The 17,549-nt window shown below is 62.5% G+C and carries 15 protein-coding genes and 1 riboswitch; of the genes, 3 read left to right on the forward strand and 12 right to left on the reverse strand.

The window, feature by feature from the left end:
• Nucleotides 1-128: 128 nt before the first annotated feature.
• The 7 genes from atzF to Q8X48_RS08065 all read right to left on the reverse strand — a co-directional run bounded on the left by atzF (nucleotide 129) and on the right by Q8X48_RS08065 (nucleotide 9,978).
• The gene (atzF, locus tag Q8X48_RS08035) at nucleotides 129-1,907 is read right to left on the reverse strand and encodes an allophanate hydrolase (protein ID WP_407800556.1); all 1,779 of its coding nucleotides are present in this window, start codon (nucleotides 1,905-1,907) and stop codon (nucleotides 129-131) included.
• A gap of 25 nt (nucleotides 1,908-1,932) precedes the next feature.
• Nucleotides 1,933-5,574, reverse strand: a complete 3,642-nt coding sequence (gene uca / locus Q8X48_RS08040) for an urea carboxylase (protein ID WP_407800555.1) — start codon at nucleotides 5,572-5,574, stop codon at nucleotides 1,933-1,935.
• A 316-nt stretch (nucleotides 5,575-5,890) separates the two neighbouring features.
• A complete protein-coding gene (locus tag Q8X48_RS08045) occupies nucleotides 5,891-6,544 on the reverse strand; it encodes an urea amidolyase associated protein UAAP2 (RefSeq protein WP_007979832.1) in 654 nt (217 codons plus the stop codon).
• A gap of 11 nt (nucleotides 6,545-6,555) precedes the next feature.
• Nucleotides 6,556-7,281, reverse strand: coding sequence for an urea amidolyase associated protein UAAP1 (locus tag Q8X48_RS08050; protein ID WP_126049828.1), 726 nt, complete (start codon nucleotides 7,279-7,281; stop codon nucleotides 6,556-6,558).
• A gap of 13 nt (nucleotides 7,282-7,294) precedes the next feature.
• The gene (locus Q8X48_RS08055) at nucleotides 7,295-8,083 is read right to left on the reverse strand and encodes an ABC transporter ATP-binding protein (RefSeq protein WP_407800554.1); all 789 of its coding nucleotides are present in this window, start codon (nucleotides 8,081-8,083) and stop codon (nucleotides 7,295-7,297) included.
• Entirely contained in the window at nucleotides 8,080-8,895 is an 816-nt protein-coding gene (locus tag Q8X48_RS08060) for an ABC transporter permease (protein WP_102675318.1), read from the reverse strand. The genes Q8X48_RS08055 and Q8X48_RS08060 overlap by 4 nt, the downstream gene beginning before the upstream one ends.
• Before the next feature lie 15 nt (nucleotides 8,896-8,910).
• Nucleotides 8,911-9,978, reverse strand: a complete 1,068-nt coding sequence (locus tag Q8X48_RS08065) for a putative urea ABC transporter substrate-binding protein (protein ID WP_126049832.1) — start codon at nucleotides 9,976-9,978, stop codon at nucleotides 8,911-8,913.
• A 60-nt stretch (nucleotides 9,979-10,038) separates the two neighbouring features.
• A riboswitch (guanidine-I (ykkC/yxkD leader) is annotated at nucleotides 10,039-10,139 on the reverse strand.
• 283 nt (nucleotides 10,140-10,422) lie between these two features.
• Here Q8X48_RS08065 and Q8X48_RS08070 point away from each other — a divergent pair.
• Together Q8X48_RS08070 and Q8X48_RS08075 are read left to right on the forward strand one after the other, a co-directional pair.
• Entirely contained in the window at nucleotides 10,423-10,686 is a 264-nt protein-coding gene (locus tag Q8X48_RS08070; RefSeq protein WP_407800553.1) for a hypothetical protein, read from the forward strand.
• Nucleotides 10,687-10,853: 167 nt separating this feature from the next.
• Nucleotides 10,854-11,321 (forward strand): hypothetical protein, encoded by a 468-nt coding sequence (locus tag Q8X48_RS08075; RefSeq protein ID WP_217837460.1) that lies wholly within the window; start codon nucleotides 10,854-10,856, stop codon nucleotides 11,319-11,321.
• 144 nt (nucleotides 11,322-11,465) lie between these two features.
• On the opposite strand, the gene Q8X48_RS08080 is transcribed toward Q8X48_RS08075, so the two are convergent.
• The gene (locus Q8X48_RS08080) at nucleotides 11,466-12,578 is read right to left on the reverse strand and encodes an enoyl-CoA hydratase/isomerase family protein (protein ID WP_407800552.1); all 1,113 of its coding nucleotides are present in this window, start codon (nucleotides 12,576-12,578) and stop codon (nucleotides 11,466-11,468) included.
• 132 nt (nucleotides 12,579-12,710) lie between these two features.
• Here Q8X48_RS08080 and ung point away from each other — a divergent pair, with 132 nt between their 5' ends.
• Nucleotides 12,711-13,403 carry a uracil-DNA glycosylase gene (ung, locus tag Q8X48_RS08085; RefSeq protein ID WP_008050720.1) on the forward strand — a complete coding sequence of 231 codons (693 nt, stop codon included), beginning with the start codon at nucleotides 12,711-12,713 and terminating at the stop codon, nucleotides 13,401-13,403.
• Nucleotides 13,404-13,501: 98 nt separating this feature from the next.
• On the opposite strand, the gene Q8X48_RS08090 is transcribed toward ung, so the two are convergent.
• The 4 genes from Q8X48_RS08090 to Q8X48_RS08105 are packed head-to-tail and all read right to left on the reverse strand — an operon-like array spanning nucleotide 13,502 to nucleotide 17,548.
• Entirely contained in the window at nucleotides 13,502-14,545 is a 1,044-nt protein-coding gene (locus tag Q8X48_RS08090) for an AbrB family transcriptional regulator (RefSeq protein ID WP_126049836.1), read from the reverse strand.
• Nucleotides 14,538-16,052 (reverse strand): tripartite tricarboxylate transporter permease, encoded by a 1,515-nt coding sequence (locus tag Q8X48_RS08095; protein ID WP_008050724.1) that lies wholly within the window; start codon nucleotides 16,050-16,052, stop codon nucleotides 14,538-14,540. Before Q8X48_RS08095 ends, Q8X48_RS08090 begins: the two co-directional genes overlap by 8 nt.
• Before the next feature lies 1 nt (nucleotide 16,053).
• Entirely contained in the window at nucleotides 16,054-16,512 is a 459-nt protein-coding gene (locus Q8X48_RS08100; RefSeq protein ID WP_102698996.1) for a tripartite tricarboxylate transporter TctB family protein, read from the reverse strand.
• 58 nt (nucleotides 16,513-16,570) lie between these two features.
• A complete protein-coding gene (locus tag Q8X48_RS08105; protein WP_015093906.1) occupies nucleotides 16,571-17,548 on the reverse strand; it encodes a Bug family tripartite tricarboxylate transporter substrate binding protein in 978 nt (325 codons plus the stop codon).
• Nucleotide 17,549: the final 1 nt, after the last annotated feature.

The following is a 17,549-nucleotide window of genomic DNA, read 5'->3' on the forward strand; positions in this document are numbered from 1 at the left end:
TCGTAAATCTTGCACGGACCTTGTGGGAGCGAGCTTGCTCGCGATGGCGGCGTGTCTGCCACATCAAGGCTGAATGTCACACCGCTATCGCGAGCAAGCTCGCTCCCACAGGGTTATGAGTCTGGTGTTTAGCCCAGTGTTTTCAGGTACATCCGCCAGCCGCCGAAATGACTGATGTTCACCGCCCCCTCCAGCCCATACGCCTCGCAGATAAACCCGCTCTCCCAGCGACCATCCGCCAGTTGCACCTTGCCCAACCCCAGCGGAGCCGGTATCCCGGTCAGGAACGAACCCAGTTCTCGGCTGGGCAACTCCCATACTTCCACGGCAATCGCCACGCCGCCATCCTTCACGCGGACCATGCCCGGACGCAACGGCGGGCCGCCGGGCAGGGCATAGAGTTGATAATCCGGCGAGCTGAAGGTCGTTTCCAGCAATCGGGCGCCGCGCTGCTTCAGTTGCCAGTTCAACGCCAACCCGTCCAGATGCGCGCCGCAGACCACCAGCCGCGCCCGATCATGGCGGGCAACCGGTACCGGTGCGGGAGCGACCAGGCCTTGCTGGCGCTGCAAGGTATCCGCCACGCTCAACAGATACTGATCGGTGAAGGCCCGGCCAAACAATGTCACGCCCCATGGCAGGCCGTTGTCCATGAACGCGCTGGGCACGGCGACGGCGGCGTAGTCGAGCAGGTTCATGAAGTTGGTGTAGTAGCCGAGGTCCGAATTGCGCAGCACCGGTTCGGCCTTGAGTTCCGCCAGCGACACCGGGCGGCCGATGGTGGGCGTGACGACACAATCGAGACCTTCCAGTGCTGCGTCGCACAGGGCCTTGAGCGCTTGCAGCCGGTATTGGGCGCGGAAGGTCTGCACGCCGTCGACGGCGGGTGCCTTGGCCAAGACAGCGCGAATCACAGGCAACACGGCCTCGGGGTTTTGTGCCATCAACTCCCCGGCCACGCTGTAGCGCTCGGCCACCCACGGGCCTTCATAGAGCAAGCGTGCGGCCTCCAGAAAGGGTGACAGGTCCAACTCCACCGCTTCGCCGCCCAAGGCCTTGAGACGGTCGATGGCATCACCGAACAACAGCGGGCCTTCAGGGCATCCAAAGAATTGCAGGTCCTGTGCACGTGGTACGCCGAACCGGAACGGCCGTGGTGTGCCGAACGCCGAGCCGTCATTCCACAGCGGGTTGCTGCGGCTGTATTCGTCCCGCGGGTCGAAGCGTGCGGTGAGCGCCAGCAACTGACTGGCCTCCCGCGCCGTGGCGGTGAACGTAGTGACGCAATCGAGGGTACGACAGGCCGGCACCACGCCGGCCGTCGAGATCAGGCCCTTGGTGGCTTTCATGCCGACCAGGTTGTTCAACGCCGCTGGCACACGCCCGGAGCCGGCGGTGTCGGTACCCAGGGAAAAGCTCGCGACCCCGAGCGCCACCGCCAGTGCCGAACCGGCGCTGGAGCCGCCCGACGGATACTCCGGCAACACGCTGTTGGGGCACACGCCATAGGGTGAGCGGCTGCCATTGAGCCCGGTGGCGAACTGGTCGAGATTGGTCTTGCCCAACGGAATCGCACCCAGGGCTAGCAGTTGTTCGACGATGGTCGCCGAACGCTGCGGCACGTAGGCAAATGCCGGGCACGCTGCCGTGGTCGGAATGCCCGCCAGGTCGATGTTGTCCTTGATCGCGAATGGCACGCCGTATAGCGGCAGGCTGTCGAGGTCGCGACCGTCGAGGGCGGCGAGGTACGGCTCCAGTTCCTCGGCGCTGAGCAGGTGGATGAACAGGTGATAGTCCGGATTCAGCGCCGCAGCTTTGTCCCGCAGGTTCGCCAGCAATTGCCGGGGGGTGAGGCCGCCGTCGCGGTAGGCGCTGCGCAGGGCGTCGAGTTGCAGATTGATATTCATGGCATGCGTCCTTTTCAAAATGGGTTCAGTCAAGTTCCAGCACCACGACGCGCTGTCCGGCGCGCACCGCCGAACCCGGTTGCACGCGCACCTCGCGCACCACGCCGGCCATGGGGGCGAGCAGGGGGATTTCCATCTTCATCGACTCCAGGATCACCAGCACATCACCGGCCGCGACGCGCTTGCCAGCCTCGACCTGAACCTGCCAGAGGTTGCCGGCGATGTGGCTGTCGACACTCTGTTGACCGCTGGCCAGCGGTGCCTCCTCGGTCGTCTCCGGGGCCGGCTCTTCGCTGTCGAAATGCGCCTGGCCGCTGGCGATCCAGCGCTCACGCTCGGCATTGAACGCGCTTTTTTGCTGCTCGCGAAACGCGCCGATGGTCTCGGCTTCCTGCGTCAGAAACGCCTGGTAATCCGCCAGGTTCAACTGACTGTGTTCGATGTTCAGGTTGAAGCGCCCGAGGGGGAAATCCTGGCGAATGCGCAGCAGTTCATCGGCGCTGACCGGGTAGAAACGGATCTGGTCGAAAAACCGCAGCAACCATGGCTTGCCATCGAACGCGGCGACTTCGCGGTAGCGGTTCCACATCTGTAGCGTGCGCCCGACAAACTGATAACCGCCTGGGCCTTCCATGCCGTAGACGCACATGTAGGCGCCACCGATGCCCACCGAGTTCTCGGCAGTCCAGGTGCGCGCCGGGTTGTACTTGGTGGTGACCAGGCGATGGCGCGGATCGAGCGGGGTGGCGACCGGTGCGCCGAGGTAAACGTCGCCCAGCCCCATCACCAGGTAACTGGCGTCGAACACCGTGCGTTGCACTTCATCGAGGTTCGGCAGGTCGTTGATGCGGCGGATGAACTCCAGGTTGCTCGGGCACCAGGGCGCGTCCTTGCGCACCGTGGTCATGTATTTCTCGATGGCCAACTGGCACGCCGGGTCGTCCCAGGACAGTGGCAGATGGACGATGCGCGAGGGCACTTGCAGGTCTTTGGCGGCGCACACGGCGTCCCATTCGCCGGCGACGATGCCGAGCAGGTCGGCCAGCGGCAGTTGTTCGGGTTGATAGTGGACTTGCAGTGAGCGGATGCCTGGCGTCAGGTCGATCACGCCGTGCAGGTGTTGGCTTTCCAGGGCTTGCATCAGGGCGTGGGCGCGGAAGCGCAGGACCAGGTCGAGTTCCGGTGCGCCGATCTCCAGCAGCAAATGCGTGTCGCCCGACAGTCGTGCAACCAGCCGCGTATCTCCCTGCCCGATATCCAGCACCACAGGCGACTCAATCCCCTGTAGGAGCGAGCTTGCTCGCGAAGGTGTGTCAGTCGACATCAGGGTGGCTGACACACCATCGCGAGCAAGCCCGCTCCCGCAGGGGGTATTCCATTTCAGGGCCAGGGTGCGGGCGGTCTTGATGTCGATGGGGGAGAACTGCACCTTGTCCCCCGCCTTCAGTTGACCAAGCTGCCAAAGATCCGCCTCGATCACCGTCACCGGGCACACGAACCCGCCAAGGCTTGGGCCATCCGGGCCGAGGATGACCGGCATGTCACCGGTGAAATCCACTGCGCCGATCGCATAGGGATTATCGTGGATATTCGACGGATGCAGCCCGGCCTCCCCACCGTCGGCACGCACCCATTCAGGCTTCGGCCCGATCAGGCGCACACCGGTGCGGCTGGAGTTGAAATGCACTTCCCACTGCGTGGTGAAGAAGGTACCGATGTAGTTTTCCGTGAAGTATTCCGGCGCACCGTGGGGGCCGTAGATCACGCGAATCTGCCGAACCGCCGGCAACTCGGTGACCTGATCTTCTGCCAGTTGTTGACCGGCGCTGCGGTCATTCAGCGCTGGCAGGTGCAACACGTCACCGGCCCGCAAGGCGCGGCCACCGTGCCCGCCAAATTGCCCCAGGGTGAAGGTGCTTTTGCTGCCCAGATAGTCCGGCACCTGCAGGCCGCCACGCAGGCACAGATAACTGCGCGCGCCTGCGCCGGCAATGGTGCCGAGGCTCAAGCTGGCGCCTGCCGGAACCACCAGCGCAGTGTTCATCGGCACGCTTTGGCCGTCGAGCAGCAATGGAATCACCGCACCGGTCACCGCCACCACCGCCTCGCAATTGAAGCGCAGCAACGGCCCGCTCATGGTGATTTCCAGCGCCGCCGCGCCTTCGTCGTTGCCTAGCAAGCGGTTACCCAGGCGCAGCGCCCGACTGTCCATCGGCCCTGAAGGCGGCACGCCGACCGCCCAGTAACCGAGGCGCCCCGGATAATCCTGAACACTGGTTTGCGTACCGGCGCTGAGTACCTCGAACGTGTTGGCCTGATACACCAGGCCTTCCAGGCAACGGGTCCACGGCTGGCCGCTGGCGAAAGGCGTATCGAGCAGTATCTGGCGCAGGTAATCGCGGTTGGTTTCCACGCCGTAGAGCAGGCTGGCACCCAGCGCTTGATGCAGATCCGCAGCAGCCTCTTCGCGCGTCGGCGCCCAACTGATGACCTTGGCGATCATTGGGTCGAAGTAGGGCGGGATCTCGCAGCCCGCTTCGACCCAGGTGTCGATGCGCAGTCGTTTGCCGTCGGCGTCAGGGAAATTCACCGCCGTGAGCAAACCGGGGCTTGGCTGGAAATCGCGCCCCGGATCCTCGGCATACAACCGCGCCTGAATCGCATGACCCTGCGGCTTCAAACCCTGTACCAGATCGCTCAGCGGCGGCAGCTCACCGGCCGCCAGTTGCACCATCCAGCGCACCAGGTCGACGCCCCACACCTGTTCGGTGACGCCGTGTTCCACCTGCAAACGGGTGTTCACTTCCAGGAAATAGAAACGCCGGGCATCGCTGTCGAAGACGAACTCCACGGTGCCGGCGCTGCGGTAGTTCACCGCTTTGGCCAGTTTGATCGCCGCCGCGCACAGTTCATCGGCCATGCCCTCGGGCAGGTTCGGTGCCGGGGTTTCCTCAAGGACTTTCTGGTTGCGACGCTGCACCGAACAGTCGCGTACGCCAAGGGCGATCACTTCGCCGTGGCCGTCGCCGAATACCTGCACTTCCAGGTGACGGGCACGCTGGATGTACTTCTCGATGAACACCCCGGCGTCGCTGAAATTGTTCTGGCCCAGGCGCTTGACCGCTTCGAAGGATTCGCTCAACTCGGCTGCGCTGCGGCACACGCGCATGCCGATGCCGCCACCGCCGGCGGTGCTCTTGAGCATCACCGGGTAGCCGACCTGCTCACCGGCGATAAGTGCTGCGTCGAGGCTCTCGAGCAACTCGGTGCCTTCAAGCATGGGCACACCCTGTTGCCGGGCCAGGGCGCGGGCGGTGTGCTTGAGGCCGAACACCCGCAGTTGTTCCGGTGTCGGGCCGATGAAGGCGATGTCGACGGCTTCGCAGGCTTCGGCGAATGTGGCGTTTTCCGAGAGGAAGCCGTAACCGGGATGGATCGCGGTGGCGCCGCTGGACTTGGCGATGGCGAGGATTTTATCGATCGCCAGGTACGTGCCGGCGGCTGCGCCTTCACCGAGGCTGTGCGCTTCGTCGGCCTGCAGGATGTGCAGGCTGGCCGCGTCGGCTTCGGAGTAAACGGCGACACCCCGCACGTGCAGTTCACGCAAGGTCCGCAGGATGCGGCAGGCAATGGCGCCACGGTTGGCGATCAGGACTTTTTCGAACATGGCATAACCCCCGGAGGCGATTGCGCATCAGCCTCGACTGGGATGCGGGCCGTCCCGCAGTTTTTCGAAATGCATCGGGGTCGTCCCCGGTGGCAGAATCAATTCGTTCCAAAACACCATTGGCCCCATGTAGGAGCGAGCTTGCTCGCGATGGTCGTGAACGATTACGCGTAAAACCAGATACCCAGCGGCGCTCTTGGGTTTTTCGCGAGCAAGCTCGCTCCTACAGGGGGCGGTGGTGGCTTTTACTTTCTGAGGCACTGGCCGGACCGGGCCTGGCACAGGGTGAACAGCCAGCGGCGCAAACGTGCGAGTTTCAGTTCCATACCAGTAGCTCCGCCGGTGTCGGGTTGTAGGCGTTGCACGGGTTGTTCAGTTGCGGGCAGTTGGAGATCAGCACGATCACGTCCATCTCGGCGCGCAGGTCGACGTACTTGCCCGGCGCGGAAATCCCGTCTTCGAACGTCAAGCCGCCGTCGGCGGTGACCGGCACGTTCATGAAGAAGTTGATGTTCGGCCCGATGTCGCCCTTGCCCAGGCGTCCGTCGTGGACACAGGCGCGCAGGTAGTTGTCGCGGCAGCTGTGCATGTAGCGTTTCTCAAGGGCGTAGCGCACGGTGTTGCTCTCTTGCGCACAGGCGCCGCCGAGGGTGTCGTGACGCCCGCAAGTGTCGGCGACGATGGTCAGCATTGGTTTGCCGAGGTTGGAATACAGCACGCTGCCGGTGCTCAGGTACACGCTGTTCTGCCGGCGCAACGTGCGCTGTACGTCGTAGCGTTCCTTGGGATTGGCAACGCTGTAGAACAAGGTGTCGACGGCCTGATTGCCTTCAAGGTCGAGGATGCGCAGGGTTTGGCCGGCCTTGACCTCCATCAGCCAGGGTTCGCCGGCGGGGATGGTGGCGCGGTAGATCGCGGTGTCTGGTTGCCTGCTTGTGTGAACGGCAGCGGTAGCGATTGCGAGTGACATGGCAGCGATCCTCAGGCGAACAGACGGTCGGTGTTGATGAAGCCGCGCTCGTTCTCCGGGCGCGAGGTGCGGCAGTGTTCGGCGACGCTGGCGTCGGCGTTCATCCAGCTGATCTTCAGCGGTTTCGGTGCATATTCCGGCGATGGATCCATCGGGTGCTGCAGAGCGGTGAGCACCACCAGGGTGTCCATCGGTGCGTACAACTCGATGTAGTCGCCAGCCTTGGAATTGCCCTCGACGAAATGGAAGCGTCCGGCGTCATCAACGTTCACACGACTGAACAGGTTGAGCGTCATCAGCAGATCGGACAGGCCCAACCCCCACTTGCCCAGTTCCACCAGCAGGTTGTCGGTGCCGTTGCGGAAGAAGCCGTTACGCAGTTCCTGATAGCGTCCCGCGCCGTATTTTTCTGCGACCTCTTCGGCGCAGAGCACGCCGCCCAGGCTGTCGCTCCAGCCGCAGGTGTCGGCGGTGATGGCGGCCAGCACGCGGCCCATGTCCGAGTACAGGCAATGGCCGGCGGTGAGCTTGGCGGTGTGTTGGCATTTGAGGCTGTCGGGCAGGTTCAGGCGCTCGGTTTTTTCATTGGCGTTGAGCAGTGTCAGGCTGACGTTGGCGCCGCCGCGCAGGTCGGTCAGGCGCAGCAATTGGCCGCGCTTGAGCACGAAGGAACGATGGCCGCCGCCGGGGAGCATTTCTTCGGCGAAGGGCGGGAACAGTTGAGTCGAATCAGTCATTGTGAAAAATCCTCTAAGCGATACGAAGCGTGCCCGCCACCGGCAGCGGCAGGGCGTCGACGGCTTTGCACTGGGCGCGGCGGTCGCTGTTCAAAGGGATGTCGTAGGTGATGCGTGCGCCATAGGCGCCGGGGGCATGCGGGTCGAGGCGGACCTTGTCGAACACCAGCAGGCGCGTGCCGAGGCTGAACCCTTCGGACAGGTCATGGGTGACCATGAACACTGTCAGCCGGGTCTCGCGCCACAGCTCCAGGAGCAAGGCGTGCATGTCTTTGCGGATGCCCGGATCGAGGGCGCCGAAGGGTTCGTCGAGCAGCAACACCCGCGGCTTCATGATCAGCGCCTGGGCAATGGCCAGCCGTTGTTGCATGCCGCCGGAGAGCTGCGCCGGGTACTTGTCCAGCGAATGGCCGAGGCCGACTTTGTGCAGCAGCACCGAGGCCTGTTCGCGGGCCTCTTTTTTCGCGCTGCCGAACAGGCGCCCGAGCAAGGGCGAACGCGGCAGTTCGAGGCCGAGGGCGACGTTGTCCAGCACGCTCAGGTGCGGGAACACCGAGTAGCGCTGGAACACCACGCCACGGCTGGCGTCCGGTTCACCGGCCAAGGGCTGGCCATCGAGCAGGATCTCGCCGCGACTGGCGCGTTCCTGGCCGAGCAGCAGGCGCAGGAAGGTCGATTTGCCGCAGCCGGACGCCCCCACCAGTGTGCAGAACTCACCCTCGTTGACGTTCAGGTTGAGGCCTTCGAGCACCACCTGATCGGCGTATTGTTGCCAGACGTTTTTAACCGTGATGAAGCTCATTTGGCGGCCCCCTCATACCAGGGGAACGCCCGACGCGTCAGGCGTTTAAGGCCCCAATCCATCAGCCAGGCGAGCAGGGTGATCCACACCACGTAGGGCAAGATCACATCCATCGCCAGGTAGCGGCGCACCAGGAAGATCCGGTAGCCGAGGCCATCAGTGGAGGCAATGGCTTCGGCGGCGATCAGGAACAGCCATGCCGAGCCGAGCATCAAGCGCAACGAGATCAACAGCCGTGGCAACAGTTGCGGCAGCACCACCCGCAGCATCAGGGTCCAGGTGGAGGCGCCGAGGGTCTGGGCCTTGATCAGCAGTTCCACGGGAATTTCCCGGGCACGCTGTTCCAGGTCCCGGGCCAGCGCCGGGGTGATGCCGATGACGATCAGCATCACTTTCGACAATTCCCCCAGGCCGAAGACGATGAACAGGATCGGCAGGATCGCCAGCGGTGGCACCATCGACAGCACCGTCAGCAGGGGGGACAACGGCGCACCGAACAGCGGCAGGGTGCCGGCGGCGATACCCAGGCACAGCCCGGCCAGGGCGCTGATGCCCAGGCCGATGGCCAGGCGTTGCAGGCTTGAGGCTGTGTCCTGCCAGAGCAGGTAGTCGCCGGTGCGGGTGTCGGCCACGAAGGCCAGGCGTTTCACCGCATCGGCCATCTGCACGGCGCTGGGCAGCAGCTTGTCGTTGGGGTTGTCCAGTAGTCGCTCGGCCGAACCCATGAAATAGGCGAACAGCACCAGGGCGAACGGCAGGATCACCAACAACAGGCGACTCGGGCGGTCCGGATGACGGTTGATCAGGCGCATGGCCGGTTCTCCTGATTACAGCTTGGCGTCGGCGGCCATTTGCACGTAGCTCGGGTCGAAGCGCAGCTTGAGGTTGCCTTTGTCGCCGCTGGTCACGCCGTTGGCGAAGGCCATGCCGACAGCGCTGGTGTCCTTGGCGCCTTCACCCAGCAAGCCGTGCTGGAAGGAGAACTCGGCGACTTTGCGCATGGTTTCCGGCAGTTGCTTGCTGGTGCTGAACGCCAGGGCTTCCTTGGGCGTGGCGAACAATCGGGTGGTGTCCAGTTGCGCCTGGAAACCCGCCAGGTCAGTGCCCGAGGCCTTGGCCATGTGTTCCAGTGCGGCTTTGCCGGCGGCGTTTTTCGCGTTCATCAACTCGACCACTTCAAACCAGGCACCGGTCAGTGCCTTGCCCAGGGCCGGGTTGTCTTTGAGGGTGGCGCTGTTGACCACCATCATGTCCATGATTTCGCCGGGGATCTGGCTCGAATTGAACACTTCGGTCACCGCGGGCTTGGCCTTGATGTCCGAGAGCATCGGGTTCCAGGTGGTGACGGCGTTGACCTGTTCGGTGTTGAAGGCGGCCGAGATATCGGCGTCGGAGGTGTTGACCACTTTCAGGTCTTTCTCGGTGAGGTCCACCGAATCCAGCGCCCGGGCCAGCAGGTAATGGGAGACCGAGAGCTCTACCAGGTTGACGTCCATGCCCTTGAGGTCGGTGACTGTCTTGCCTTCACCCTTGAGCACGATGCCGTCGTTGCCGTTGGAGAAATCACTGACGATCAGCGCGGTGCTGTCGACGCCGCCGGCGGCCGGAATGGTCAGCGCGTCCATGTTGGTCATGGTGCAGCCGTCGAACTGGCCGGCGGTGTACTGGTTGATCGATTCGACATAGTCATTGAGCTGCACCACGTCGATCTGGATGCCGTACTTCTTCGCCCATTTGTCGACGATGCCCTGGCTGCCGGCGTACTCCCACGGCATCCAGCCGGCGTAAATGGTCCAGCACACGCTGAAGTGGTCTTTCTGGGCAGCCTGGGACGAGAAGCTCACGAGGGCTGCGAACGCAGCGGCTAGCAGGGCGGGTAAACGAAGCTGGGACATGGTGGTTCTCCAGTTGATCAAGGACGGACAGGACGGCAGCGACACCGCTAACGGTGGCTTGTCTCCCGGGCTTTTGTCCCGCCGTGTAACCTCAACTGGAGGTCGCCAACTCTCGGACCAGTCACTCGCGTTTGCGAGCCGGAACCCTAGTCAGCCATTTGCAAATTGTGGTGCCGCGAACCTGTAGTGACTCCTGCACCCGGTTGTTAAAGCGAGAGGCGTGCCAAGTTGGCCCGAGCGCTCTAGTGTGGGAGACAGGGAGGTTGACGGTGTTGATTGGAAAGGCGCACTGCCTTGTGATGGTGCGCGGGTGCACCGCTTTGGAACCTGTCCGCCGCTGATCAGACGGTGGGTGCGACATCGCACTTGGCAGGGGATTGCCAGTCAAAACAGGTGTCAGCCGGTGTGTGCCGACTGCTGTCACAGGTCTTTACGGAGGCCGCCATGTTACGTCGATTGTTGTTGGCTGCAGTGCTTGGTCTCGGACTGTCTGGCTGCTACTACTACGACGGTCCTGTCGACGTCTACGGGGGATCTTATTACTACCCCGGCTATTACTCGCCCTATTACTACGGTTACTACGGTCCGCGCTATTACGGTGGTTATCGCGCCTATTACTACGGCGGGTATGGTTATTACCGTGGTCACGGTGGTGGACATCATGGCGGTGGACACCATGGCGGTGGACATCGTGGTGGACACCGTTGATCAGGGCGTGAATGGATGAAAAACCTTTCATCGGGCAGATGTTTCTACTTGTTTCGGGGACGCACCAGATTCCGAATTCGGTGTCTGATCTTTCGACAGTCACCGAACATTTGACTGTCGCCTGCCAGCGTCGCTGGTGTGGCTCATCCGCGGTCCAGGAGGCCGCCATGCTCTGTCAAAAAAAGCTGCGCCGAATTCTACTGCTTGCAGTGTTGGGATTGTCCCTTGGTGGGTGCGTGCCTTACTACGATGAAGGAGGCAGTTACTACAGTTCCGAGGTCTATACCTCGCCATCGCCAACCTATTACGCCGGAGGGAGTTCCTACTACTCCAATGGTGGCGGTTACTACACACCGCCGCCCCGGTACTACGTGCCTCCAGCGCGGTATTACCAGCCGACACCGCGCTATTACTCACAGCCGCGGATATATCAACCGTCGCGCTATTACTCGCAGCCGCGGATGCATCAATCGTCGCGCCATTCCCAGTCGGCCACTCGTTATTATCAGCCGTCGCGGGGCGACTACCGCACGCATCAGAACCATGGCTGGGACGGCCGTAACCGCGGGAACTGGAACAACGACTATCGCGGTAACGGTCGCGGCTATCGCAACGGGCGGGGCGGCCACCGATAGCTTTGTATAAAACACAACTCTGAATGTGGGAGCGGCGGTGCGACGATTCGACTTGCTCGCGAAGGTGGAGTGTCAGTCAACATCAATGTTGCTGAGATGACGCCTTCGCGAGCAAGCCCGCTCCCACAGTGTTGTGTGCAGTTTTCAGTATTCGGACAAATCCGCCAGCGGATGCCGACCTTCCCAGGCCTTGTGAAAATGCGCCTCGACCACAGCGTCCGGCACGGTGTTGATGTCCGGCCAGTGCCAGTGCGGCTTCTGGTCCTTGTCGATCAACCGTGCACGCACACCTTCGCTGAATTCCGGATGACGGCAGCAGTTGAGGCTCAGGGTGTATTCCATCTGGAAGACTTCGGCCAGCGACAGGTGCCGGGCCCGGATGATCTGTTCCCATACCAGATGCGCGGTCAGCGGCGCGCCTTCACTCAGGGTCCTGGCCGCGCGACTGAACAACAGGTCGCTGTGGTCGCGCAGGGCGCTGATGGCCTTCCAGGCGCAACGCACATCGCTGACATCCAGTAGCTCGTCGATCTGACGACGACGTGGCAGCCACTGGGCTTCGGGCATCTGCGCCACGGCTTCCTGCTGCAAGGCCTTGAGCAGGCTGTTGAGCTGCATGGGTGTCTGTTCCTGCCAGTTCAGTTGCAGCAGGCCTTCGATCAACTTCGGCTGCTGCTCATCGAGCATAAAACGATCCGCCAGGTCCAGATCGATGGCATCGCGGCCGTTCATGTGCGCGCCGGTCAGGCCCAGGAACAACCCGAGCTTGCCGGGCAGGCGCGACAGGAACCAGCTGGCGCCAACATCCGGGTACAGGCCGATGCTGATCTCCGGCATGGCCAGGCGGCTGCTCGGCGTGACGATACGGGTGCTCGCTCCTTGCAACAGTCCCATGCCGCCGCCGAGCACATAGCCGTGCCCCCAGCAGATCAACGGCTTGGGGTAGGTGTGCAGTTTGAAGTCCAGGCGATACTCCGCCGCAAAAAACTGCGCAGCCAGTGGCGGTACTTCACCCGGATGGACGCGACAGGCTTGCACCAGGCTGCGCACTTCACCGCCGGCGCAAAAGGCCTTGGCGCCATTGCCGCGCAACAGGACGCAGACGATCTGCGGGTCCTTGGCCCAGGCTTCCATGCGGTCGCGCAGGGCGTTGATCATGGGCAGGGACAGGGCGTTCAGGGACTTTTCGGCATCCAGACTGGCGATGCCGATGCGTGCGCCGTCGGTGCCGGTGAGTTCTTCGAAGTGCAGATTCATCGTGACCTCGATCGGGAATTTGAGGGTTAAGTATGATCGCTGTGTGGGAAAGTGCCGGATCTGTATCAGATCAATTGACAAGCGTGGTGAGCTTTCCTAGGGTTCGCCCCATTGTTTTTGCCGGATGTAACCATGACTGCTGACGACCGTATCAAACTCGAACCGGGCTGGAAGGAGGCACTGCGTGCCGAATTCGACCAGCCTTACATGGCAGAGTTGCGAAACTTCCTGCAACAGGAACGGGCGGCCGGCAAGGAGATCTATCCGCCGGGGCCGATGATTTTCAACGCGCTCAATTCCACGCCGCTGGACAAGGTCAAGGTGGTGATCCTCGGTCAGGATCCCTATCACGGCCCGGGCCAGGCCCACGGTTTGTGCTTCTCGGTGCAACCTGGCGTACCGGCGCCACCGTCGCTGGTGAACATCTATAAAGAGCTCAAGCGCGACCTGAACATCGACATCCCCAACCATGGCTACCTGCAGAGCTGGGCCGATCAGGGCGTGCTGATGCTCAACACCACCATGACCGTCGAGCGCGCCAACGCCAATGCCCACAAGGACAAGGGCTGGCAGTTTTTCACCGATCGGGTCATTGAAGTGGTCAGCCAGCAGCAGCCGCACCTGGTGTTCATGCTGTGGGGCGCCCATGCCCAGAGCAAGCAGAAGCTGATCGATGCGACCAAGCACCTGGTGCTGACTTCGGTGCACCCGTCACCGCTGTCCGCCTATCGCGGCTTCCTCGGTTGCGGGCATTTCAGCCGGACAAACAAGTTTCTGGAGCAGAATGGCGAGACGCCGATCGAGTGGCGGTTGCCGCCGGTTTGAGTATTGACCTTAAGGGCCCCATCGCGGGCAAGCCCGCTCCCACAGGGTTTGCGCGGTCCTTGTGGGAGCGGGCTTGCCCGCGATGGGGGCGACTCGGATTAGTTGTCTGAATCCGGATCACGATTCCAGTACTTGAACAACGGCTCCGCCAGAAACAGCACAAACAACAACCTCATCACCTGCATCGCCGTCACCAGCGGCACCGACAATTGCAGGGTCTCCGCCGTCAGGCTCATCTCGGCAATACCGCCCGGCATCATGCCCAATGTCAGTGAGCGCAGATCCAGGTGGGTCAGCGCACTCAAGCCCAGTGCTGCGGCAGTCGCAATCAGCATGGACAGCACCGTGCCGATCAAGGTGCGGCCCATGAACGATGGCGCACGCCGGAAAAACTGCCGGTTGAAGTGACAGCCCAGACCGCTGCCGATCAACCACTGGCCGATCTGGCTGCCGCCGTTGGGCAGGCCGATGTGCAGATCCCAGCCGATGCTGACCGCCGCACTGACCAGCAACGGCCCGAACAGCCAGGGGTTGGGTTGACGCAGGCGTTCCCAGATCCAGGCCGCCAATGCGCCAGCAGGAAACAGCACCGCCAGCCAGCGCCAATCGATGCTGCCCGCGTGGGAAATCGGCGCACCGTCACCCAGCAGATACTTGAAGGCTGCTGGTACGCACAGCACCACCACCAACACCCGCAAACTTTGCCCCGCCGCGACACGGCTGAGCACCGCACCATTACGCGCGCCGAGGTTGACCATCTCCCCGGAACCGCCGGGCATGCTGGAAAAGAAGGCTGTGGCGCGATCTTCACCGGTGCGGCGCATCAGCCACACGCCGACCACGGCGGACAGGCTGGTGACCAACGCCCCGAAGAAGATCAGACCGAAATGACTCAGTACCTGCTCCATCACCAGCGGGGTGAAGTGCAGGCCGATACCGATGCCGACGATCCACTGGCCGCACTTGCGGCCGCCAGGGATTTCGGCCAGTTGCCAAGGGGTCAGGCAGCGCACGAGGATGATCGCCAGCAACGAGCCGACCATCCACGGCAAAGGCCAGCCGACCTGGCTGGCGAGGTAACCGCCCAGCAGGCCGACCAGCGGGGTTCCCCACCAGGCTTTGAAAGGTGTTCGATCAGACATCGGCGATAACGCGCCGGGTAACCGAACGTTTACGCCAGATACGCACAATGGGCACCAGCAACATGACCACGATCAACCCCCAGACACCGACGGTGATACCGCTCGACCAGAGAATATCCAGCGAACCGTTGGAAATCGACAGCGCCCGACGCAGGTTCTGCTCCATCAAGCCACCGAGGATGAAACCCAGCAACACCGGGGACAACGGGAAGTCCAGCTTGCGCAGGATGTAACCGAAGATGCCGATGCCGATCATCAGGAACAGATCGAAAGTCGTGGCATGCACGGCGTACACGCCAATGGCGGTGATGATTGCGATCATCGGTACCAGCGCCCAGTTTGGTACGGCAAGGATTTTGGTGAAGATCCGAATCATCGGAATGTTGAGGATCACCAGCATGATGTTGGCGATGAACAACGAAGCGATCAGGCCCCAGACGATGTCCGGTTGCTGTTGAAACAGCAGTGGACCCGGCGTGATGTTGTACAGCGACAACGCGCCGATCATCACGGCCGTGGTGCCCGAGCCGGGAACGCCAAGGGTCAGCATCGGCACCAGTGCACCGCACGCTTCTGCGCCAATGGCGGTTTCCGGTGCCGCCAGGCCACGCTTGTCGCCTTGTCCGAATTTTCCGCTTGGGCCAGCGATACGTTTCTCGGTCATGTAGGCCACGGCGCTGGCCAGTGTGGCGCCCGCACCCGGCAACACGCCCATGATGAAACCGAGCACACCGCAACGCATGTTCACCCAGAACACCGAAGCGGCTTCCTTGAAGTTGAACAGCATCCGGCCGGTGGCCTGGAAGGCTTCCTGGCCACGGTGGGTTTTTTCCAGCAGCAGGAGAATTTCGCTGATGGAAAACAGGCCCAGCACCAGGACTACGAATTGAATGCCGTCGGTGAGGTGGATGTTGTCCCCGGTGAAACGGTAAACGCCACTGTTGGCATCAATGCCGACGGTCGACAGGAACAGGCCGATCAGCGCCGCGATGAAGGTCTTGAGCGGCCTGTCACCCGCCATGCCGCCGAGGCAGACAATGGCGAACACCATCAGTACGAAATACTCCGCCGGACCGAAGGCAATCGCCCATTTCGCCAGCATCGGCGCGAACACGACCATCCCGCAGGTCGCAATGAAGGCGCCGATGAAAGAACTCCAGGCCGACAACGACAACGCCACACCGGCCAGACCCTGGCGGGCCATCGGGTAGCCATCGAGGGTGGTCATGACGGTGGAAGCTTCGCCCGGGATGTTCAACAGGATCGAACTGATACGACCGCCGTATTCGCAACCCAGGTAAACCGCGGCCAGCAGGATCAGCGCCGACTCCGGTGGCAGGCCGAGGGCGAAAGCGATCGGGATCAACAACGCCACGCCATTGATTGGGCCCAGCCCCGGAAGCAGGCCGACGACCGTACCGATCAGCGTGCCGCTGAGAGCGGTCACCAGGTTGTAAGGGGTGAGTGCGACGCCGAAGCCGTGACTCAAGTAACCAAGCGTATCCATATCAGTTCTCCAGAACGTCGAGCAGGCCCAGAGGCAGTGGCACGTCCATGACTTTGTCGAACAGCAGGTACAGGCCGACGCTCATCAGGCTGATGATGATCGCGCCCGGCAGCCAGCGCCCGCCGTACAGGCGAGCCATTGGAATGCCAACCAGCATGCTGCTGAGGATGAAACCCAGCGGTTCGAACAGCCCGGCGAAGACGAGCAGCAACAGCACGCAAACACCAATTTTGGTCAGGGTCTCGCGATCCATCGGCGGATCTTCATCGGTGTGCTTGATCGGCGAGGGCCGATACACCATGTAAACCAGCGCCAGGCCCATCAGCCCCAGCATCAACAGGGGGAACGCGCGTGGGCCGATCGGTTCGTAGGAAAAAGGTGCCTGATAGGGCAAGGCCATCAGCACCAGGCTGAGACAGGCCAGCAACAGCACCGAAGCAAAAATGCGTTGTAAGAGCATGAGGAACTCCTGTGCCGCGACTCCGCCAAACGGAGTCGCAGCCGCTAGACAGAGGCGATCACTGGATCAGGCCGAACTCTTTGGCCAGCACTTTGTAGTCCGCGACCTGCTTCTTCACATAGGTGTCCAGCTCCGGGCCGGTCATGGCGAACGGGAACAGTTCACGCTGGTCGCGCAACTTGGCGAACTCCGGTGAAGCCAGCAGTTTGTCGAAGGAGTCCTTCCACCAGGCGTAGTCCTCGTCGCTGACTTTCGGCCCCAGGTAGAAACCGCGAACCACCGGCCAGACGATGTCGTAGCCTTGTTCGCGGGCGGTCGGGATGTTCTTCATTTCCGGCTCGTCCAGACGCTTGTCGGAGAACACCGCCAGCAGACGCATGTCACCACTCTGGATGTGTGGCATGGAGTCGGAAATATCGGTGCTGCCAACCTGGATGTGACCGCCAAGCAGGGCCGTGGCGATCTCGCCACCACCTTCGAGGGCGACGTAACGCAGGTCACGCGGGTTGATCCCGGCGGCCTTGGCGATCAGCGCGGTCTGCATCCAGTCCTGGCTGCCGACGGTGCCGCCGGAACCGATCACCACTTTGCTCGGATCTTTCTTCAGGGCCTGGACCAGATCGTCGAGGGTCTTGTAGGGCGAATCGCTCTTCACCGCGATGGCGCCGTAGCTGGTGCCGACGGCGGCCAGCCAGCGCACATTGCTTTCATCGAAACGACCGAACTTGCCTTGGGCCAGGTTCAGCAGCGAACCACTGGACCAGGCCACCAACGTACCGGCATCGGCCGGACGCTGGGCGACCACCGCGTTGTACGCCACCGCGCCGACACCGCCGGGCATGTAGGTCACCCGCATCGGTTTGGTCAGCAGTTTTTCGTTGACCAGCGCGCTTTGCGCCAGTTTGCAGGTCAGGTCGAAACCACCACCGGGCGAGGCCGGGGCGATGCATTCCGGGCGTTTAGGCTCGGCCATGAGTTGGCCGGCGAACAGCACACAGCTGGCGGCGAGGGCGAAACGGCGCATTGAACGATTCATT

This window comes from Pseudomonas sp. QLc11A, assembly GCF_052112305.1.
Classification (GTDB): Bacteria; Pseudomonadota; Gammaproteobacteria; order Pseudomonadales; family Pseudomonadaceae; genus Aquipseudomonas; species Aquipseudomonas laurylsulfatiphila.

Excerpts from the sequence above, each read along its gene's own strand:
- atzF (WP_407800556.1), bottom strand. The coding sequence starts at position 1,907 with ATGAATATCAATCTGCAACTCGACGCCCTGCGCAGCGCCTACCGCGAC.
- uca (WP_407800555.1), bottom strand. The coding sequence starts at position 5,574 with ATGTTCGAAAAAGTCCTGATCGCCAACCGTGGCGCCATTGCCTGCCGC.
- Q8X48_RS08045 (WP_007979832.1), bottom strand. The coding sequence starts at position 6,544 with ATGTCACTCGCAATCGCTACCGCTGCCGTTCACACAAGCAGGCAACCA.
- Q8X48_RS08050 (WP_126049828.1), bottom strand. The coding sequence starts at position 7,281 with ATGACTGATTCGACTCAACTGTTCCCGCCCTTCGCCGAAGAAATGCTC.
- Q8X48_RS08055 (WP_407800554.1), bottom strand. The coding sequence starts at position 8,083 with ATGAGCTTCATCACGGTTAAAAACGTCTGGCAACAATACGCCGATCAG.
- Q8X48_RS08060 (WP_102675318.1), bottom strand. The coding sequence starts at position 8,895 with ATGCGCCTGATCAACCGTCATCCGGACCGCCCGAGTCGCCTGTTGTTG.
- Q8X48_RS08065 (WP_126049832.1), bottom strand. The coding sequence starts at position 9,978 with ATGTCCCAGCTTCGTTTACCCGCCCTGCTAGCCGCTGCGTTCGCAGCC.
- Q8X48_RS08070 (WP_407800553.1), top strand. The coding sequence starts at position 10,423 with ATGTTACGTCGATTGTTGTTGGCTGCAGTGCTTGGTCTCGGACTGTCT.
- Q8X48_RS08075 (WP_217837460.1), top strand. The coding sequence starts at position 10,854 with ATGCTCTGTCAAAAAAAGCTGCGCCGAATTCTACTGCTTGCAGTGTTG.
- Q8X48_RS08080 (WP_407800552.1), bottom strand. The coding sequence starts at position 12,578 with ATGAATCTGCACTTCGAAGAACTCACCGGCACCGACGGCGCACGCATC.
- ung (WP_008050720.1), top strand. The coding sequence starts at position 12,711 with ATGACTGCTGACGACCGTATCAAACTCGAACCGGGCTGGAAGGAGGCA.
- Q8X48_RS08090 (WP_126049836.1), bottom strand. The coding sequence starts at position 14,545 with ATGTCTGATCGAACACCTTTCAAAGCCTGGTGGGGAACCCCGCTGGTC.
- Q8X48_RS08095 (WP_008050724.1), bottom strand. The coding sequence starts at position 16,052 with ATGGATACGCTTGGTTACTTGAGTCACGGCTTCGGCGTCGCACTCACC.
- Q8X48_RS08100 (WP_102698996.1), bottom strand. The coding sequence starts at position 16,512 with ATGCTCTTACAACGCATTTTTGCTTCGGTGCTGTTGCTGGCCTGTCTC.
- Q8X48_RS08105 (WP_015093906.1), bottom strand. The coding sequence starts at position 17,548 with ATGAATCGTTCAATGCGCCGTTTCGCCCTCGCCGCCAGCTGTGTGCTG.